A 17,318-nucleotide genomic window follows, 5' to 3' on the forward strand; every position below is an offset into this window, starting at 1 on the left:
TGCACTGGTTTGATTGCACGCCGGACACCGGCAGAGGCTTGCCGAAGAGGCTATCAATCTGGGGGAACCTAGCGAGGAGCCCTGCCGTTTCGGGTGGCATAGACATGTTTGGGATGGGTAGGAGATGACGGCGACGCAACAGAACTTCGTGGCCAGACAGCAGTCGGGCGCGGGAGACGAACTGCGCCGCCTGCTTGTCCCGCAGGCACGTCCGCAATCTGTCCAGCGACAAGAGGTTATTCTGCGCCGGGGAACGGTTGGCGAAGCCCTGCTGTTGTTGCAGCACGGCTGGGCAGTGGCGCGTGGACAAAAGCAAAACGGGCGGTCGGCGATCCTGCGGATGTATTTGCCCGGTGACGTGATCGGCCTTGCGGACCTTGGCCTCGCTTTGGTGCAGCAGGATGTCGTGATGCTGACCGAGGGGTTGGTTCACATCGTGCCAAAGAGCGCCGTGACCGGACTGGCGCGGCATAACCCGCGGCTTTGGCCTTTGCTGTTGGCGCTGTCCAATGTCGAGGTTTCGGTGGGACAGACACGGGCCATTCTGTTTGACCGTGCGTCCGCCGAGGATCGCTTGATCCATTTTCTGCTCGATATCCGCGGTCGGCTGGCTGTCGAGGGGATCGGCGATGGCAACCGTTTTCCTCTGCCGATGAATCAGACCGAGATTGGCGAGGCGACGGGAATGACAGGGATCTACGTCAATCGTCTGATCGGAAAACTGGTCCGGGACCGGCAGATAGAGGTACAGCGGCCCTATGTGCGTTTGCTGGAACGGGCAAACTTCGAGAACCGCATGGAAGCGATCGATCTGATCCCCGCGATCGACGTCGGGTGGGCGTTGCGCTGAATCACGGGCGCGTCGTTACCATAATCTTTCGGAAATTCGACCATAACCGTGGTGCCGCTTGCGCTTTCTGTGCGGACGGTTCCGCCGAGTTGCGACGTGAAGGCATCGACAAGCTGCCAGCCCATTTGGCGGGACGCAGTTCTTTGGTCGTAACCGGGACCATCGTCGCAGACTGTCAAACGCAATAATGCCCACCATAGTCCGGCAAATCCGTATCGCTGGTCAGTCTCGCTTTGGGTGTCCAAGTTTTGGACAGAAAAAGAAACTGCCAAAACGGGAATTTTCAACAACAGGTGGAAACGTGCCAACCGGAACCCTGCGCAATCCGGGCGGTTCGACAGCAGCACGGATGAAGCGGGGGTCGCATGGACGCAATTATCGAGGAAGTGGCGCGCGCTCCTGCGCTTGCCTGGGAAGTTATCGCACTTCGGATGTTGGGCGCGGTGATTTTTTGCGGACTGATCGGCATCGAAAGAGAGCATGCCAAGCAGGCAGCCGGCCTGCGGACGCATATCCTTGTCGGGTTGGCTGCATGTCTCTACTCGATTCTGACCCTTGACCTCGCCTCACGTTTCGAAGGTGACGAAGCGGTAAAGATGGATCCGCTGCGTATCGTCGAGGCCGTCACCGGAGGAGTGGCCTTTCTTGCGGCTGGAATGATCGTCTTTAGCAATGGAGCGGTGCGTGGGCTTACCACAGGGGCGGGCATGTGGTTGGCGGCTGCGGTGGGGCTTGCCGTCGGCCTTGGGCTGTGGGGTGTCGCGGCAATGGCGACGGTGCTTGCAGTCGTGGTGATGTCGCTCTTGGTGGTGCAGCGCGACTAGCGGAACCGCTGTCGGCGCGGCGCGTTCCTGTTTGACGGTAGAGGAGGATCGGCAATGCAGGATAGCGAAGCGTCGGGGCACAGTCTGGTGTCATCGGATGATGTGGTCGGCACCGAGGTTTACAACACGTCGGGCGAGCATATCGGCGCAATCGACCATGTCATGATAGATAAGATTTCAGGCAAGATTGCCTATGCCGTCATGGGGTTTGGCGGTGTGCTGGGCATTGGGGAAGAGCACTACCCCGTGCCTTGGGCCGCCTTGCGGTATGAGGTGTCACAAGGCGGATTCGTGACGGATGTTACGCCCGAGCAACTGGAAAATGCGCCCAGACGTGACGATGGCTGGTATGGCAGCCGAGACTGGGAAATCCGGACGCATGACAATTACGGGATACCGTATTACTGGATCTGACACGCTAAAGGATAAAGTCTCCGGCCGTTAGCAAGGTGACGCCTTGGACATGGATCTGCATGTCGGCGCGGCCGTTCCCGTCGACATCGACCGAAACGACTGCATCGCCCTTGACCACCTGATACCAGATAGCAAAGGACGCAGGTTTGGTACCGCTGAAGGCGAGCGACTGGTCATCTGCGAGAAGCGTATTCCCGTCGATCTGGTGCAGGTCGATCACATCGGTGCCCGATCTGAAATTGAAGATCATGTCGCGGCTTTTGCCGGTGGAGCTGTCCGCAGGGCCAAGGAAGACGAAACTGTCAGCGTTGTCGTCAAGCCCGCCATAGAGCATATCCTTGCCCGCACCGCCAATAAAGGTATCGGCGCCAGTTCCGCCCGAGAGCGTATCGTTCCCGCCATTTCCTGTCAGGATGTTCGAAGAACTGTCGCCGGTGAAACGGTCATTGCCGCTGCCACCCGTCAGATTTTCCACCCCTGTGATCGTGTCGGTCCCGTAACCGGTGTATTGGCCGGAGGCGGTACGAAGGTCGATGGTGGCGCCTGCGGTTCCGGTAACGATGACTGTGTCGTTTCCAGTCCCACCCGACATCACGTCATTTCCGGTGCTTACGGCCAAGCTATCGTCACCATCTCCCCCTAGCAGGACATCGTTACCAGTGCCGCCGTCAAGCTGATCATTTCCCGCGCCCCCGTCGAGCGTGTCGACACCGCCATTGCCCTTGAAACGATCATCGCCAGCCTGTCCAACAAAGTGGTTGGCAAAGTCATTGCCGACAAAGGAATTCGCGCCTGCTCCACCGGACAGGTTTTCGATGTTCGTGATCGTATTGACACCATACCCGGTGGTCTGTGCCGTCAATACGCGCAGGTCGACGCTCGCGCCGGTCGCGCCTGCAAAGCTCAGCCAATCGGTTCCGTTGCCGCCATCGAGAATGCTATCGCCTAGGCTGGCGAACAGCATATCGTTGCCTTCGCCGCCATACACACGGTCATGGCCCCCGCCGCCGTCCAGCGTGTCGTTGCCGCTATTCCCGTTCAGCGTCTCGTTTGCGATCGTGCCGGTCAGAAAGTTGTCACCGCCGTCGCCGGTCAGGAGAGAGGGGTCGGCAACCGGCGCGGGGGTGACGATGCCGGTGTCGGACGCAACATATTCCGAACCATATTCGTTCGGGCGGATGTCGAAGCCGTCAAGATTGCCGACAATGGGCGTGCCGTTGTAATTCCAGCTTCCTGCCCAGCTTTCCTGACCGGGCGAAACGGACCAGAGATCGACAAAACTTTTCTGCGGGCCGATTTGCCAGACGCCGCCCGGCATGTTCTGCGGTCCGTATTCCCCGACGACGTTGCCGTCGACATAGAACGTGGCGCCGCTGGTGGTGACGCTGACTTCGTAGGTGTGTTTGCCCTGCGATGCGTCAAAACCAAGGTCGACGATGACGGGACGGCCTATCGCCTGATCCAGCGAGATGTGCTGGCCCGACGCGTTCTCCATGTGGATGTTGAGCTGGACTTTGGTCGTGTCCTTGCCCACGAACTCAAAATCGAATTCCACCCACGGCTGGGTCTGATAGTTGGCCTTATAAGTGAACAGGCCGAAAACGGCACCGTCCTGCATCTTTGGGGCCTGTGCGACCCAAGTCCAAGTGCCTGTCGTGGCCACTTCGTTCGATTGAATCTCGCCTCCGCTATAGGGGCGGGTCGATCCCGCAGGAGCAGCGCCAAGCGTCAGGTTCACGGACCCATCGGCGGCGCGGTTCACGTTATCGGAAGACCAATTCATATTGCCGGTCTGACCTGCTGCCCAGGTAGAAACCAACCAACTGTCCGCCGTCGAGGTTTGACCCGAAACATAGGTCCTGATTTGCGAGTCGTATACGATAGCCACGGTATTTCCTTCCACTTGGCATGCAGAAGCCTGTCGCCCTGAAGGCGGGGATGACTGCGTGGTTTCGGGGCGCGGCCGTTGCCGCCATTCTCCCGAAGGTTGTAGTTTAGCGTCCCCGCCCCCTGCTATCGGGCGAAGGGTGGGGAAAACGCGGCATAGGGATGATGTATGGGCGGCAAAGGCCATACCGGAACGATCAGCCACCGGTTTGTAGGCATTTTCCTGCCATCGGGCAGGGACGAAAAAACGTGCGTTTCGGCTGGCTTGGCTTAGTTTAGGCGCTTCGCTTGACCCAATACAGCCGGCCCGTCGCAGCCCTTGCGATGATCTTCGCCCAATCGCCGCGGGCGAGTGTCGCGGCATCGCCTATCCGGCCAAGGCGCAGCATGCGTGCTGCCGTTGCGCAACGCATTCGGGCGATTTCCGACGGATCGCAGCGAAATGAGATCAACCTTTGCGGGTTCAACGCAAAGGCGATGAAAGCGCAATCGGACGAGACGAGTTCGTAGGGGCGGTAGCCGGCAAGCTCGGTCAGTTTGGCGGCTACGGCAGGCACAAGCCATGCCGCTTCGGCATCGGTAAGCCGGAGTGCCCGGCACAGGGGACCGAGACTTTCCGGCAGGGTCAGCGCGGTGGTCAAAAGCGCGGAAACCTCGGGTGACAGAGGTATGTCGGCTTCGCGTCTGCGCTGACGACGTGCCGATATTGCAGCAATTTGCGAGCAGATCGCCATGCGGCGCCCGTTCTGGATCGATGCGCTGGAAATCGAACCACTGTGCATACGGTAAGAGCCAACGATTGCGGGCAGATTTTCAAGCGTTCCGATCGCCGAAAGCCGCCAGTAAAGGTCGCTGTCTTCAGATACTGGAAAAGCCCGAAACAGTCCCACGCGCTCAAGTGCGCTGCGACGGAACATCGTAAAGGGCTGGCTGAGTGCGGGTTCATGGGCAGGCAGCCAATCCGGGTTCGAGGTCGGGTGTTCGGGGGAGTGTGCAGGCGCCCGGTGTCGCGCCCTTCGCCTGTGATCTCATGGTAAAAACCCGACAGGGCGACGAGGTCTGGTTGTTCGGCCATGCGGATAAGCTGCAGGCGGTGCCGTTCGGGATGGGAAAGGTCGTCGGCGTCGAGCCGGGCGACGAAAGGCGCCGACCCGGCGGCGATACCTGCGTTCATCGCCCTCGATATGCCGAAGTTGCGTTGGCGGATCAGGGTGACTCGGCTATCGGCGTTGGCGAGGTCTTGCACGGTTGCGGCGGTTGCGTCGGTGCTTCCGTCATCGACCACGATGACGCGCAGGTTGCGGGCGCTTTGCGCGAGGCAACTTATAACCGAAGCCGTGATCGTGGTCGCAGCGTTATAGGCCGGTATGACGACATCTACGGCCGGAAGATCGATGGTCATCTTTCCACCAATTCAGGGTCGATCACGGAACGTTCCAGTGGAAGCACGCCCTTTTGGCACAGGTTCGCCTCAATGCGGTCGCGCATCAGCTTTTCCAGAAGGTAAAGCTGCACGGCAGGGTCAAGCGTGCGTGCGGCATGTGCCAGAGCCACATCGGCCGCAAAATCCCTGAGCACGTCTGTGGGTATGGCGGAGTCGGTTGCGTCGCATGCGGGGATGGTCGTGTAGCCCGCGACGGGGTCTTTCACCGTGTTGGTTGGCGAAAGTTTCATCGCGATCCGGTGTCGAAAGCCCAGCGTTCCGGCCCCGGTCAACCCGCACAGCAGCCAGACATCGTGGCCCCGTGCGATCAGGCTTTTCATCGTTTCGTCGGTGTTTGCCTGAAGGCCGCCTGCGATTTGGAGCAGATGTGGGTGCGCCGTGGCAAAAAGGATACGCAGCGGTCGGGTCATGGGTGTCTCGCTTGTCCGGAGCCAAGTAAACCACGGGGCGGTACGCTTGTTCCATGCAGGGGGCTCCTGGTCCCGGCGGCACGCTGCGCTGGAGGTTCATGGCAACGAATCTCGAAGCCGGGGCCAGTCGATCAGTTTTGCGCTGCCAGCTGCCGTCAGGTGCATCGTGTCGGAAAGCAGCAGGTTTCGGTTTTCGACGAAAGCGCAAGTAGGGGGCCGGCTCTGCAAGGTTGTACAGGCGGGTGATGGCCAAAAGGGGCTGGTGCCAGAGATAGGTGCTATAGGAGATCAGCCCGAGGAAGGTCAGAGGGCGCAGGGAAAGCAGTCTGGCGGCCGGGGTGCCGGTCACCGCGTAGCGCAGCACGAACGCGCTACCAAGCACGGGAAGCAATGCATAGCGGCCGGGGAATGGTGTGCCTGCATCGAACAATGCGACTGGCGTGACGATCATCGCAATGCCTGCAATCCCGAGCAGCGAATTGCGACGCGGCGAGGGCATGAACGCAATGATCGCACCGACAAGCAATTCCCACGCACGGGCGGGAAGCAGGTAAAAGGCGGCATGATTGGCTGCGGCCCAGTCTGCCGCTACGAAGCTGACAAGGGCAGACAGCGCCAGTGCCGGCAAGAGCAGGCGCGGTTTCGCGTACCAGAACAGCCACAGGGCGACCGGGTAGAGCAGGTAGAACTGTTCTTCGAGCGCGAGGCTCCAGGTGTGAAGGAACGGCTGCAATCCGGCATCGGGCGCGAAGTAACTGTTGTCACGGATCAGGTAGAGAAAATTGGTCGAGAAGGTCAGGACCGAAAGCACATCTGCAGAGTGTTCCTCCAGCGCGCCGGTAGACATCCATCCCCAAGCGAAGGGCAGGGTGACGAACATCATCGCAAAAAGCGCAGGCAAAATGCGGCGGGCGCGACGTATGTAGAACTGACGCAGCGAAAGCCGGTTCTGCGACAGGTCAGACACACGAATCAGCGTGATCAGGTAGCCCGATACGACGAAGAAAACATCCACACCGATAAATCCGCCCGAAAACCCCGGCGCACCTGCGTGGAACAAAACCACCGGGACGACCGCAACCGCACGCAGCCCGTCAATTTCGGGCCGATGATGCATCAGCTCACGGGTTGCAGCGATCGGACCGGCGCCGGGACCGTCGGGAAGACTTGCGCCTGACGGTCACGCAGCATGTCGACAAGGCGGCCGGGCGGGCGTTCGACATCGGCATAGGTCAGGATCTGGTCCTGCGGGATTGCACGCTTCAGCCTGCAGCCCACCGCTACTCCGATCGGAAGCAGGTTCTGGTGGGTTGTCATGGCGGCGGTTTCAGTCAGCCCGTAAACATCGAAGCCGCCCAGTCCGCCGATCGTGTCGCCTGCGGCCAGATCGCGCTTGGCAGTGGCGACCACTTCCACCAGCGGGCCTGCTATGGGCGCACAGGCGGCGTCGTTGAACAGGATGGCGCGGGCGATCGTGTTGGGGACCTCGAAATGGCACAGGTGGTAGGGCGTGTAGAAGCAGTAAAGCGGGCCTGACCCCAATTTGTAGAGGTCGAGATAATGGCGCTGGACCGGATCGTCGGTGGTGCCCAGCACAAAGACGCCGGGGCCGGGTGAGGCGCCGGTGATGTAATCGACGATGCCGGGGCCCTGCAGCAATAATTCCGGATCGAAAAGCTTGGCCGCTTCGGTGATCGGGGTACCTGCCTCGACGGTGTAGCCCAGCATGCCGCGACGGGCGATGGTCATGCCGGTCGCATTCGCGACGATGGCCTGTTCGAACGAGATCTTGGTGCCATCGGCGAAGCTGGTAACCATTTCGGGCTTTTGGCCCCAGCGGCGTGCAAATTCTGCCTGCGTCGCAGGGGTGCGGTAGGGGTCGTGCAATCCTTTGATATTGCCGCACAAGACGGGGCGCAGGCCGATGCCGCGCACGAAGCGCCACAAGTTCATCTCGACCCCCGGCTGGTCACCGTCGACGTTGGTGAAGACGACGCCCGCCGCATCGGCCATGCGCTTCAGGATCGGGCCGACGGTACCGTCAAGTTCGGCATTCATCAGCACGACATGTTTGCCGTGTTCGATGGCGGAAAGGACGGGGGGCAGCGAGTCTTCGATAGCCCCGGTCACGTCGAGTACTAGGTCGATCCCGTCGGCAGAGGCGAGGAGAACCGGATCGTCGGTAATGGCGATGTCGCCCGAGGCAAGAACGCGGCGCAGTGAAAGCGGGCTGTCACACAGTCGGAAGGGCGCATTTTCCGCGCGCAGCAGATCGACGGCATGTTGCGGGGTGCGGTTCGAGATGCCGACGATGCGGATGCTCTCGGAATGGACCGTAAGCAGTTGGTGCAAGACACCCTTGGCCATGAAACCCGCGCCAATCATTGCAATGCGAATGGGAACCTTTCTGTCCGCTGCGAGTCGTTGCAAGGCGTTGTCGATCAGGATCATGGTTCAATTCCTTATGGCTTTGAAATTCGATTGGCCGGTCAGGGTCTCAACGTGTGATGCAACGCTTGCGAGGCCTGAAAAGATGCGTTTCGAGACAACTTCCCTGACCGATGCCCTGATTATCCATCCGGTCTTGCATCAGGACGAGCGGGGAAGTTTTTCCCGCGTGTTCTGTGCCGAGACCTTCCGCGCGCATGGTTTGCGCGATGTGTTCCCGCAGACGAACCATTCGACCAACCTGACGCGGGGGACGCTGCGCGGCATGCATTTCCAGAACGCCCCCAATGCAGAGGTAAAGCTGGTCCGGGCCGTGCATGGAGCGATTTTCGATGTCATCATCGACCTGCGACCCGACAGTCCGAGTTTGGGGAAGTGGCAGGGATTCGAATTGTCCGATACCAACCGGCACATCCTTTACGTGCCCGAAGGCTTTGCCCACGGGTTCCAGACGCTGACGGATGGGGCCGAGGTGACGTATCAGGTATCGCATCCTTATGTTCCGGGCGCAGAAGGGGGGGTGCGTTGGGATGATCCGGCATTCGCCATTGACTGGCCATTGCCGGTCTCCGTGATCTCGGCCAAAGACCGCGAATGGCCGTTCTGGCAAGGTTAGAGACACATCACGCGGCAGGTGCGGCCTCGGTCCAGAAAAGGCTTTGATCGACCTGTCCGGTGTCTTGCAGGTAGCGAAGTTCCTTGAGCCGCGTAAACGGGTCGGACAGGAATTCGGTGCCGGTCAGGTTGATGCGCGAAAACAGCGCGGCGAGTTCCTGCGCGCCACGCTGTGCATCCCATGTGCATTCGAAGTCGGGCATATGGCGGCGGATCTTGGCGAAGGAAACGCGGTAGGATCGCGTGTCGCCACCGTCGCTACCGAAGGTGATCTTTGCTTTCGGAAAGGCTCGCCCGACGATCTCGGCAATTTCGCGGATGCGGTAATTGCCATCGTCGCGCCCCACGTTGAATGCCTCGCCTGCGATGGCCGCTGGATCGGCGCGGAGGGCACTGACGATCGCGGCCGAGATGTCGCGCACATGGACGATTGGCCGCCATGGCATGCCGTCCGAGGTCATGCGGATCTCGCCGGTGCAGTGGGCAAGGCCACACAGGTTGTTCAGGACGATGTCGAAGCGCTGGCGCGGGCTGGCCCCATAGGCGGTGGCATTGCGCAGGAAAACCGGGGTGAAGCTGTCGTCGGTCAGGGCTTTCACATCCTGTTCGACAAGTATCTTGCAGCGGGCATAGGCAGTCTGCGGTGCCGTGGCGGACTCTTCGGTGCGCCATGTATCGTCGCCCGCCCCGTAGATCGAGCAAGACGAGGCATAGACGAAGCGCGGAACGCCTGCGGTCTTCGCCTTTTCGGCCAGTGCGACCGAGCCACGATGATTGACCGCAAGCGTAAGGTCGGGATCGTTTTCCCCGAGCGGGTCGTTCGACAATTCGGCCAGATGCACCACGGCATCGAACCCGCACAGGTCGTTGACGGTGATGTTGCGGTGATCGCGTGTCAGGATCATCGGGCGAGGCTTTCCGTCGGAATAGAGCCAGCCGCGCCGGTAGAAACCGGTGTCGAGCCCGATGACGGTATAGCCTTGCTCCATGAGTATCGGGCAAAGGACGGCCCCGATGTAACCATCGGCTCCGGTGACGAGGATGCGCCCCAATGTTCTGGTCATGCCCAAAGCCTCCACGGGGCGGTGCCCGTTTGCCACAGGTCTTGCAGCACATGCTTGTCGCGCAGGGTGTCCATATTCTGCCAGAAGCCATCGTGCCGGTAGACGGACAACTGGTCGTCCTGCACCAGCCCGCGCAGGGGTTCTTCCTCGAACATGATGTCGTCACCGCTGATGCGGTTTAGCACGGTGGGTTCCAGCACAAAAAAGCCGCCGTTGATGACCGGACCATCGAGGATGCTCTTTTCGCGGAAACTCGAAACGCGGTTTCCCGACGGTGCCAGATTGAGCGCGCCGAAACGGCCCGGTTGCTGGACGGCAGTTACGGTGGCTTCGGTGCCCTGTTCGTTATGAAAGGTTATGGCCGCGCGGATGTCGATGTTGGCGACGCCGTCGCCATAGGTCATGCAAAACGTCTCGTCCCCGAGATATTGACCGACCCGTTTCAGGCGGCCTCCGGTCATCGTGTCTTGCCCGGTGTCGACAAGAGTGACTTGCCACGGTTCTGAGACGCGTCGGTTCAGGGTGATGGAGTTCTGCGACAGGTCGACCGTCAGGTCAGCATTGGTCAGCGCATATTCGGTAAAGTAGCGCTTGATCATATGGCCTTTATATCCGCAGCAGACCACGAATTCGGTGATTCCGCTGGCTTCGTAGATCTTCATGATGTGCCACAGGATCGGACGGTTGCCGATCTCGACCAGTGGTTTGGGGATGGTACCGGTCTCTTCGGACAGGCGTGTGCCGTAGCCACCGGCAAGGATGACTGCTTTCATCTCAATCCTCTTTCAAGTTTCAATCCGTGACGGGCGGGTATGAAGTCGATGCCGCGTGACAGGTCGGAGAGTGTGGTCAGACGCTGGATGTGTGCTGGTGTCGGGGCGAGGCCGAGCGTCGTAAGAATCTGCAACCAGCGATGCGCCCAATCATGACGCCGCAGGCTTTGTGTGACATTGGCGTGTCGGGCGCGGAACACGCGCAACGGATCGCGGTCCAGCGCCGAAAGCAGGGCGCGGGGGTCATCGGTAAGGGGGATGACGGCATCGGGCCAATCGAAGGCGGCATCGAATTCGGGGCAATCGGGGCGCGATCCAAGAATGACGGCCCCGCCTGCGGCCCCTTCGAAATAGCGGGTGGAAAGGGCGTTGTCTTGGCTGGTGCCATCCTTCCATTTCTGGCGCCATGCCATGGGCGCCCAGACGAGGAAGTACTTGCTGCGCTTGATCATCTCGGCGTTCTGGCGCCGCACGCCCGCCCAATCGTCGGTCCAACTCTTTTTCCAGATTTCGTGATGGTAAAACAGGCCCATCGCCGTCGCGGCCTTCTGGAGTTGACTGTGCTGGACCGGATCGGAGCGGCCAATGCAAAGCAGGTCGATCGAACGGGCCGGGCGCGGGTGGGACGGGGCAGCACGCAGGCAATCGGTCGCGGTGTTGAGCTGGCTCACCGGAGCGCCGATGCGCGCTTGGAGTTTTCCGACGCATGATCCGTTCAGAACGAACACATGGTCGAATTTCGAGAGCACGCGCATTTCGCGTGGATACTCGTCAAATGTCGACGTCCAGCTTTCCAGAACGAAGATTATCGCGGTTCCGGCACGGTCGCGCCAGCCCTCGATCTGCTCTATCTCCTGCACTTCTTCCAGAAACTGGCAGACATAGAACAGCATGTCGTAGGTCTCGGTCAGTCTGGTCTTCTTGAGCAACGGCTCGTAGCCGCCGACGACATGCTCGCGGATGCTGCGTTTGGTACGAAGGCGAAGTTCGCGAAGCAAAGTTGATGTGCGGGGCTCGGAATTAGCGACGCTGCCGCGACCTTGGGGGTAAGCACAGTGGCGGTCTCGATCTGGCGAAGAACTTCGAAAAACTCGAAGGGAACGCCGTTCCACGGCCTTCTGTCAGCGTTGCATGTAGATACGAGAAGACAACGGCGATCCTGCACGAGGCGCCCCCTTTTGGCCTGTCGGAATGGGTCTTAAATGCAGAAAGCCGCCGAATGGTTCCGCTTAGCTTGGCGGATCGCCGCGCAAAGACTGACAAACCATTTCAGCGAGCGCGAGCGAGGCCGTCAGTCCGGGGCTTTCGATTCCGTAAAGTTGGACGAGACCGGGCACGCCATGTATCGATGGCGTGTCGATGCGGAAATCGGCCGCGGGCGCGCCTGCTGGCGAGAGTTTGGGTCGAATTCCACAAAATGAGGGAGACAGGCTTTCAATTGGCAAAGCTGGCCAATAGCGGGAAATCTCATCGGCGAAATGGGTGAGTCGGGACGGATCGGGCGTGTAATCCAATGTTTCGATCCATGCGACATCGGGGCCGAAGCGCATCGACCCCTGAAGGTCGAGCGTCAGATGTATCCCGAGTCCGCCCGGTTCGGGGACAGGGTAGATCAGCCGCGAAAAGCGGTTCCGTCCGGTGCAGGTGAAATATTGGCCCCGTGCCATCCATGTCTGAGGCACGAGCGCAGGATCGTAACCTTGCAGACGCGCGGCGAAGGGCGCTGCGCCATGCCCCGCTGCATTGATCAGCGTGCGCGTGTGGAGTGTGAGCGTTTCACCACCAGGGCCTAAAGTTTCCAGTACAAAGCCGCTGCCTGTGATCAAGCCGCCCGTAACCATCGTATAGCAAGCCAACATTGCGCCATGGCTCTCGGCGTCGGCTAGCAGCGACTGCATATAGGCATGGCTGTCGAGAATGCCGGTCATCGGGGAAAGGAGGGCGGCATGACACTCGAGTGCAGGCTCGAGGGTGAGGGCTTCGGTCCTGTCTATCAGCGTCAGCGCACCCGCGCCGCAGCCGAGCGCGCGGGCGGCGATGGTTTCCAACATCGGAATCTGGTCGCGAGTGGTGGCGACGATCAGTTTTCCACATTGCCGATGCGGCAGATCACGCTCGCGTAGATAGGCGTAAAGCAGATCGCGCCCGCGGATACATAGCCGCGCCTTGTGGCTGTTCGGGTCGTAATAAAGGCCTGCGTGGATTACCTCTGAGTTGCGGGCACTGGTTTCGGTGCCGAAGGTCGAAGCGCGATCGAGGATCAGTACTTCCCGGCCCTGCAATGCCATTCTGCGGGCAATTGCCAGTCCCACGACGCCCGCACCAATGATCGTGCAATCCACCTGTTCCACGCCTTACTCCCCGCTTTACGAGCCTAACGTAGCGAAAGGCTGGGTGGGTTCCCGATCACTCGGCATCGTCACGCGGTTTGACGGTGAGCCGGGGCGCAGGTTCGCCCCTGCGGATGCGGTCGGCCAAGGGTGTCAGTGTGCCGATGAGGTAGCCAGCCTGAAGCAAGGTCAGGATAAGGAGCGATTCAGTTACGGTAGGATGGCTATAGCCACTGAACCAGCGAAAGCCGAAAAGTACCGTCATCGCGAACACCATCAGGAAAAGGCCGCCGATCCGCAGAAGCACCGCCGAGACGATGCCTAGGCTGAGGGCAAGGGCGGCGGCGAAAATCAGGGTAAGCAGGGTCAAGGGCGGCGTCCGCAGTAATGTGTCAAGCCTTAGCCTACACCGCGACAGAGTGTCGGGCCAATCCCTGACACGAATGCAACCCGCCGCGCGTGCTGTGCGTTGGGGCTGCGACAAGCGGAGACAGGCATGGCAACGAAAGTGAAGAAAACGGACGGTCCGGACGTATCGATCGTGATCGCGGCATGGCAGGCCGAGGTGTTTCTGGTCCGCAGTATCGAAAACGCGTTGGGGCAGGAAGGCGTTACGGTCGAGGTGATCGTTGTCGATGACGCGTCGACGGATGATACTTTTGGCGTGGCACGTGCAATGGCTGACAGAGACGGGCGGGTTACGGCGCTGCGCCTGCCCGAAAATGCCGGACCCTCCGGGGCGCGGAACGCAGCCTTGGCCCATGCGCGGGGGACGTGGATTGCCGTGCTCGACGCCGATGACCGCATGGTGCCCCGACGTCTGCAACGTATGATCGCCCTTGCCGAAAAGGTGGGAGACGAAGGACGTGCCGTCGACATCGTACTGGGCAACCTCGCCGAGGTGGACGAGACGGGTCAGCCGCTCTCGGACGAGCCATTTATTACCGATCCTGACGCTCCGGTGCGCCTGTCGGCTGAACGGTTTGTCGCGGGTAACTTGCGCGTCGTGGGCGGGCATAACCTTGGCTATCTTAAACCGCTTGTGCGGCGCGCGTTCATTGAGCGCGAGGGCATTGCCTATGATACCGACCTGCGCAATGGAGAGGACTTCCATCTCGTGCTGTGCTGTCTGCTTGCGGGGGCGAATGTCTGGTTCAGCCCCGATCCCGACTATTTGTACACACGGCGTAAAGGGTCGGTTTCGTCGGTGTCTACGATCGATCATCTAAACGCACTTATACGGTCGGAAACGGACATGTTGGTGCATCCGGCCCTGACGCCCGAGCTGCGCGAACTGCTCGACAAACGCCGACGCGGCCTGATCGACCTGCGAACGACGGAAACGGTGCTGCAAGCACTCAGGGCGCGGCGTATCGGGCGGGCGCGGGCGGCACTGACGGCGCGGCCAAGGGCTGCTGTTCTTGTGCTGCGCCAATTGTCCGAAGGCCTTTGGCGACGGTTGCTTCGGGCCTAACTTCCATAAATCTCGCGCTGCGAAGGTTTTATCGCGCCGCGGACGACGCCGAGATGGAAAAGGGCGCGCAGGGTCCAGAAAGCGAGTTTGGGGCGGTTCGTCGCATACGGAAATGCGCGTGCTGCGCTGAAAGCTGCCTTTGCGAGCGATGCGGCGACCAGCACCGAACGCGACCTGCCGACGCTTTGGGCGTAGTGCTGGCCTTCTGCCATCCGGCGCTCTGCAAGCCAGCGAAACGAAAGGCGAGATGGTGAAACCGGTTCGGTGACCTGCGCTTGTTCGCAGATCGCGAAGCGGCTACCCGCGCGGTGTAACCGGTAGAAAAAGTCGGTGTCTTCTCCGCCGGACCGGCCCAATGCCGGATCGAAGCGGATGCCTTGGGGTGGCCTGCGGAAAACGACGTTGCAGCTGTGGCCGGTTTCGACAGTGCCAGCGCGGCGTTGCGGGCGGTTGGAGTGAAAATCGTTGGCGGTGATCCAGTCTGGCGTACCTGCCGGATAAACGGCGCGGGACGGGCCAAAGACGGCGTCGGCGCCGGTTTCGGCGGCGCAGGACAAAAGTTGCGCCAGCCAGTCGCTCGGGGCGGTCTCGTCATCGTCCAGAAAGGCGATCCATTCGCCCTTTGCGGCATCGAGGCAAGCATTCCGGGCGATGGAGATGTTGCGTGCCGGAGCGTGTATATAAGTGACAGCCAGCCCGAGCGCCTTGACCCGTGCCTGCGCCGTGGGGGCTTCGTCGTTGTCGGCCACGATGATGTTTTGGCTGTGACCGGCGGGCAATGCCTGCGCCGCCGCCGAGCGAATGGCATCGGCCAGCGAGTCGCGACGGAAGGTGCAGATGCAAAGGTCAATTTCGATCATTTTCAGCCCCGCTTTTGTGAAGCTGCAACCCATGCGCAACGCGACGGTTCCGCAGCCAAGGAACCCTGCCGGACGGGGTGCGTTCCACTGTCTCGGGCATCAAAGCAGGACAAGGACATTCAGGTGCGGGACGCATACCGGAAGATATTCGAGCTTTTCGATTTGCGCGAGCGACGGCGTTTCTCCGTCCTTGTGCTATTGGTGATGGCCATGGGACTGTTCGACGTTCTTGGCGTTGCGTCGGTCCTGCCGTTCCTTGCGGTGGTATCGAACCCAGACACGATCCATCAAAGCGACTGGCTTTCTTGGTTTCAGGACGTTTCCGGAGCAAGAACGGTGACTGGCTTCATGATGGTGCTAGGCTTTACGGTTTTCCTGTTCGTCCTTGTAACCACCATCTTCAGGGCCCTGACCTTTTACGCCCTGACGCGTTTTACCAAGATGCGGATGGTCAGTCTGGCAACGCGCCTGATGGAGGTCTACCTCAGTCAGCCTTACATCTGGTTTCTGGGCAGGCATTCTTCCGACCTTGGCAAGACAATCCTTTCTGAAGTGAACCTTGTCGTTAACGGACCGATCACGGCGGCGATGCGCTTGCTTGCGAACGGGGTTATGCTGGCGCTTCTGGTGCTGTTCCTGTTCGTGATGGAGCCATTGGCAGCGATCGGCGGGGTCGTGATCTTCGGCGGTACCTACGGGCTGATCTTTCTGGCAACCCGGATGCGGCTGACCCAGATGGGGCAGGGCCGTGTCGAAGCGAACAAAGCGCAGTTCCAGATCATTCACGAAGCGATGGCTGGGATCAAGAACGTCAAAATACGGTCGCTCGAGCGAAGCTATCTGGAACGGTTCCGCATTCCTTCGCATGCCAACGCAAGGCAGCAAGCGGGTCTGGCGCTGATTTCGGAATTGCCGCGACAGTTGCTCGAGGTGATCGCCTTTGGCGGCATGGTTCTGTTCGTTCTTTGGCTTCTTGCCCGTAACGACGGTGTGATCGGAGATGTCGTGCCCATTCTGGGTGTCTATGCCTTTGCTGCGGCGCGGATGTTTCCGACGATCCAGCAATTGTTCGCGTCGATCTCGGAGATCCGTTTCGGTGCGGCGGCCCTCGACCAATTGCATGCCGAACTGACGCAGGCCACGGGCAGCAGATTGCCGGATCAGGCAGCCGCTGCAATTCCGTTGAAGCACGCGTTGGAGCTGGACCGCGTCACCTTCGCCTTTCCCAATGCGGGCAGGGCGGCTCTGAACGAACTGTCGATGACGATCGCCGCAAATACGACGGTTGGGATCGTCGGATCGACCGGTGCGGGCAAGACCACGACTGTCGATATGATCCTCGGGCTGCTTTCGCCACAGGGTGGAAAGCTGCGGGTCGACGGTGTTGTGATTGACGAAAGCAACGTGCGCGGCTGGCAGCGGTCGGTCGGCTATGTGCCGCAAGAAATTTTCCTGATCGACGACTCGGTCGCGGCGAATATTGCCTTTGGCGTTCCTGCGGGCGAAATCGACATGGAGGCCGTCAAGGCTGCATCGCGGGTGGCCGAGCTGCACGATTTCGTGCAGACCTTGCCGCAAGGGTACAGGACCGAGGTTGGCGAACGTGGAGCGCGTCTGTCTGGTGGGCAGCGCCAACGGATCGGCATCGCACGGGCGCTTTATTCAAACCCCGACATTCTGGTGTTCGACGAGGCGACGAGTGCGCTCGACAACCTGACCGAGCGGGCGATCATGTCTGCAATCGGTGCCTTGGGACATTCCAAAACCATCGTCGTCATCGCGCACCGTCTGTCGACCGTGCGGCATTGCGACATGGTCTATCTGTTGGAAGGCGGGCGCGTCGTCGCTGCCGACCGTTATGACGGGCTGGTCGAGAAGAACGACCATTTCCGCGCTTTGCATGAAGCCACAGCCTGAAGGATTAC

At 60.5% G+C, this 17,318-nt stretch carries 17 protein-coding genes; 6 read left to right on the forward strand and 11 right to left on the reverse strand.

Annotation, left to right across the window (positions count from 1 at the left end):
- Positions 1 to 124 precede the first annotated feature (124 nt).
- The 3 genes from HYN69_RS18615 to HYN69_RS18625 all read left to right on the forward strand — a co-directional run bounded on the left by HYN69_RS18615 (position 125) and on the right by HYN69_RS18625 (position 2,088).
- The gene (locus tag HYN69_RS18615; protein WP_108437420.1) at positions 125 to 850 is read left to right on the forward strand and encodes a Crp/Fnr family transcriptional regulator; all 726 of its coding nucleotides are present in this window, start codon (positions 125 to 127) and stop codon (positions 848 to 850) included.
- 365 nt (positions 851 to 1,215) lie between these two features.
- The gene (locus tag HYN69_RS18620) at positions 1,216 to 1,674 is read left to right on the forward strand and encodes an MgtC/SapB family protein (protein WP_108437421.1); all 459 of its coding nucleotides are present in this window, start codon (positions 1,216 to 1,218) and stop codon (positions 1,672 to 1,674) included.
- Positions 1,675 to 1,728: 54 nt separating this feature from the next.
- Positions 1,729 to 2,088 carry a PRC-barrel domain-containing protein gene (locus tag HYN69_RS18625; RefSeq protein WP_108437422.1) on the forward strand — a complete coding sequence of 120 codons (360 nt, stop codon included), beginning with the start codon at positions 1,729 to 1,731 and terminating at the stop codon, positions 2,086 to 2,088.
- Positions 2,089 to 2,092: 4 nt separating this feature from the next.
- Here HYN69_RS18625 and HYN69_RS21765 read toward each other — a convergent pair whose 3' ends face one another.
- The 5 genes from HYN69_RS21765 to HYN69_RS18650 form a co-directional block, all read right to left on the reverse strand.
- A complete protein-coding gene (locus tag HYN69_RS21765; protein WP_216824698.1) occupies positions 2,093 to 3,871 on the reverse strand; it encodes a family 16 glycosylhydrolase in 1,779 nt (592 codons plus the stop codon).
- Between the two features lie 379 nt (positions 3,872 to 4,250).
- Positions 4,251 to 4,616 carry a hypothetical protein gene (locus HYN69_RS18635; protein ID WP_108437424.1) on the reverse strand — a complete coding sequence of 122 codons (366 nt, stop codon included), beginning with the start codon at positions 4,614 to 4,616 and terminating at the stop codon, positions 4,251 to 4,253.
- Positions 4,613 to 5,377 carry a glycosyltransferase family 2 protein gene (locus tag HYN69_RS18640; protein WP_108437425.1) on the reverse strand — a complete coding sequence of 255 codons (765 nt, stop codon included), beginning with the start codon at positions 5,375 to 5,377 and terminating at the stop codon, positions 4,613 to 4,615. Before HYN69_RS18640 ends, HYN69_RS18635 begins: the two co-directional genes overlap by 4 nt.
- Positions 5,378 to 5,497: 120 nt before the next feature.
- Positions 5,498 to 6,946: an acyltransferase family protein gene (locus HYN69_RS18645; RefSeq protein WP_108437426.1), complete on the reverse strand. Its 1,449-nt coding sequence runs from the start codon at positions 6,944 to 6,946 to the stop codon at positions 5,498 to 5,500.
- The gene (locus tag HYN69_RS18650) at positions 6,946 to 8,280 is read right to left on the reverse strand and encodes an NAD(P)H-dependent oxidoreductase (RefSeq protein ID WP_108437427.1); all 1,335 of its coding nucleotides are present in this window, start codon (positions 8,278 to 8,280) and stop codon (positions 6,946 to 6,948) included. Before HYN69_RS18650 ends, HYN69_RS18645 begins: the two co-directional genes overlap by 1 nt.
- An 82-nt stretch (positions 8,281 to 8,362) precedes the next feature.
- On the opposite strand from HYN69_RS18650, the gene rfbC reads away from it, so the two are divergent.
- Complete coding sequence (gene rfbC / locus HYN69_RS18655) at positions 8,363 to 8,893, forward strand: dTDP-4-dehydrorhamnose 3,5-epimerase (protein WP_108437525.1); 531 nt, start codon at positions 8,363 to 8,365, stop codon at positions 8,891 to 8,893.
- Positions 8,894 to 8,900: 7 nt separating this feature from the next.
- On the opposite strand, the gene HYN69_RS18660 is transcribed toward rfbC, so the two are convergent.
- The 5 genes from HYN69_RS18660 to HYN69_RS18680 form a co-directional block, all read right to left on the reverse strand.
- The gene (locus HYN69_RS18660; RefSeq protein WP_108437526.1) at positions 8,901 to 9,956 is read right to left on the reverse strand and encodes an NAD-dependent epimerase/dehydratase family protein; all 1,056 of its coding nucleotides are present in this window, start codon (positions 9,954 to 9,956) and stop codon (positions 8,901 to 8,903) included.
- Positions 9,953 to 10,729, reverse strand: coding sequence for a glucose-1-phosphate cytidylyltransferase (rfbF, locus tag HYN69_RS18665; RefSeq protein WP_108437428.1), 777 nt, complete (start codon positions 10,727 to 10,729; stop codon positions 9,953 to 9,955). Before rfbF ends, HYN69_RS18660 begins: the two co-directional genes overlap by 4 nt.
- Entirely contained in the window at positions 10,726 to 11,727 is a 1,002-nt protein-coding gene (locus HYN69_RS18670) for a glycosyltransferase family protein (protein ID WP_108437429.1), read from the reverse strand. Before HYN69_RS18670 ends, rfbF begins: the two co-directional genes overlap by 4 nt.
- Before the next feature lie 231 nt (positions 11,728 to 11,958).
- Positions 11,959 to 13,080 (reverse strand): NAD(P)/FAD-dependent oxidoreductase, encoded by a 1,122-nt coding sequence (locus tag HYN69_RS18675; protein WP_108437430.1) that lies wholly within the window; start codon positions 13,078 to 13,080, stop codon positions 11,959 to 11,961.
- Between the two features lie 55 nt (positions 13,081 to 13,135).
- On the reverse strand, positions 13,136 to 13,429 hold the full coding sequence (locus HYN69_RS18680; RefSeq protein WP_108437431.1) for a hypothetical protein: 294 nt from the start codon (positions 13,427 to 13,429) through the stop codon (positions 13,136 to 13,138).
- Between the two features lie 126 nt (positions 13,430 to 13,555).
- Here HYN69_RS18680 and HYN69_RS18685 point away from each other — a divergent pair, with 126 nt between their 5' ends.
- Positions 13,556 to 14,533 carry a glycosyltransferase family 2 protein gene (locus HYN69_RS18685; RefSeq protein ID WP_108437432.1) on the forward strand — a complete coding sequence of 326 codons (978 nt, stop codon included), beginning with the start codon at positions 13,556 to 13,558 and terminating at the stop codon, positions 14,531 to 14,533.
- Here HYN69_RS18685 and HYN69_RS18690 read toward each other — a convergent pair.
- Positions 14,530 to 15,393 (reverse strand): glycosyltransferase family 2 protein, encoded by an 864-nt coding sequence (locus tag HYN69_RS18690; protein WP_159082559.1) that lies wholly within the window; start codon positions 15,391 to 15,393, stop codon positions 14,530 to 14,532. The genes HYN69_RS18685 and HYN69_RS18690 overlap by 4 nt on opposite strands.
- 123 nt (positions 15,394 to 15,516) lie before the next feature.
- On the opposite strand from HYN69_RS18690, the gene HYN69_RS18695 reads away from it, so the two are divergent.
- Positions 15,517 to 17,310: an ABC transporter ATP-binding protein gene (locus tag HYN69_RS18695; protein WP_230426579.1), complete on the forward strand. Its 1,794-nt coding sequence runs from the start codon at positions 15,517 to 15,519 to the stop codon at positions 17,308 to 17,310.
- Positions 17,311 to 17,318 lie beyond the last annotated feature (8 nt).

Source organism: Gemmobacter aquarius, assembly GCF_003060865.1.
GTDB lineage: Bacteria > Pseudomonadota > Alphaproteobacteria > Rhodobacterales > Rhodobacteraceae > Paragemmobacter > Paragemmobacter aquarius.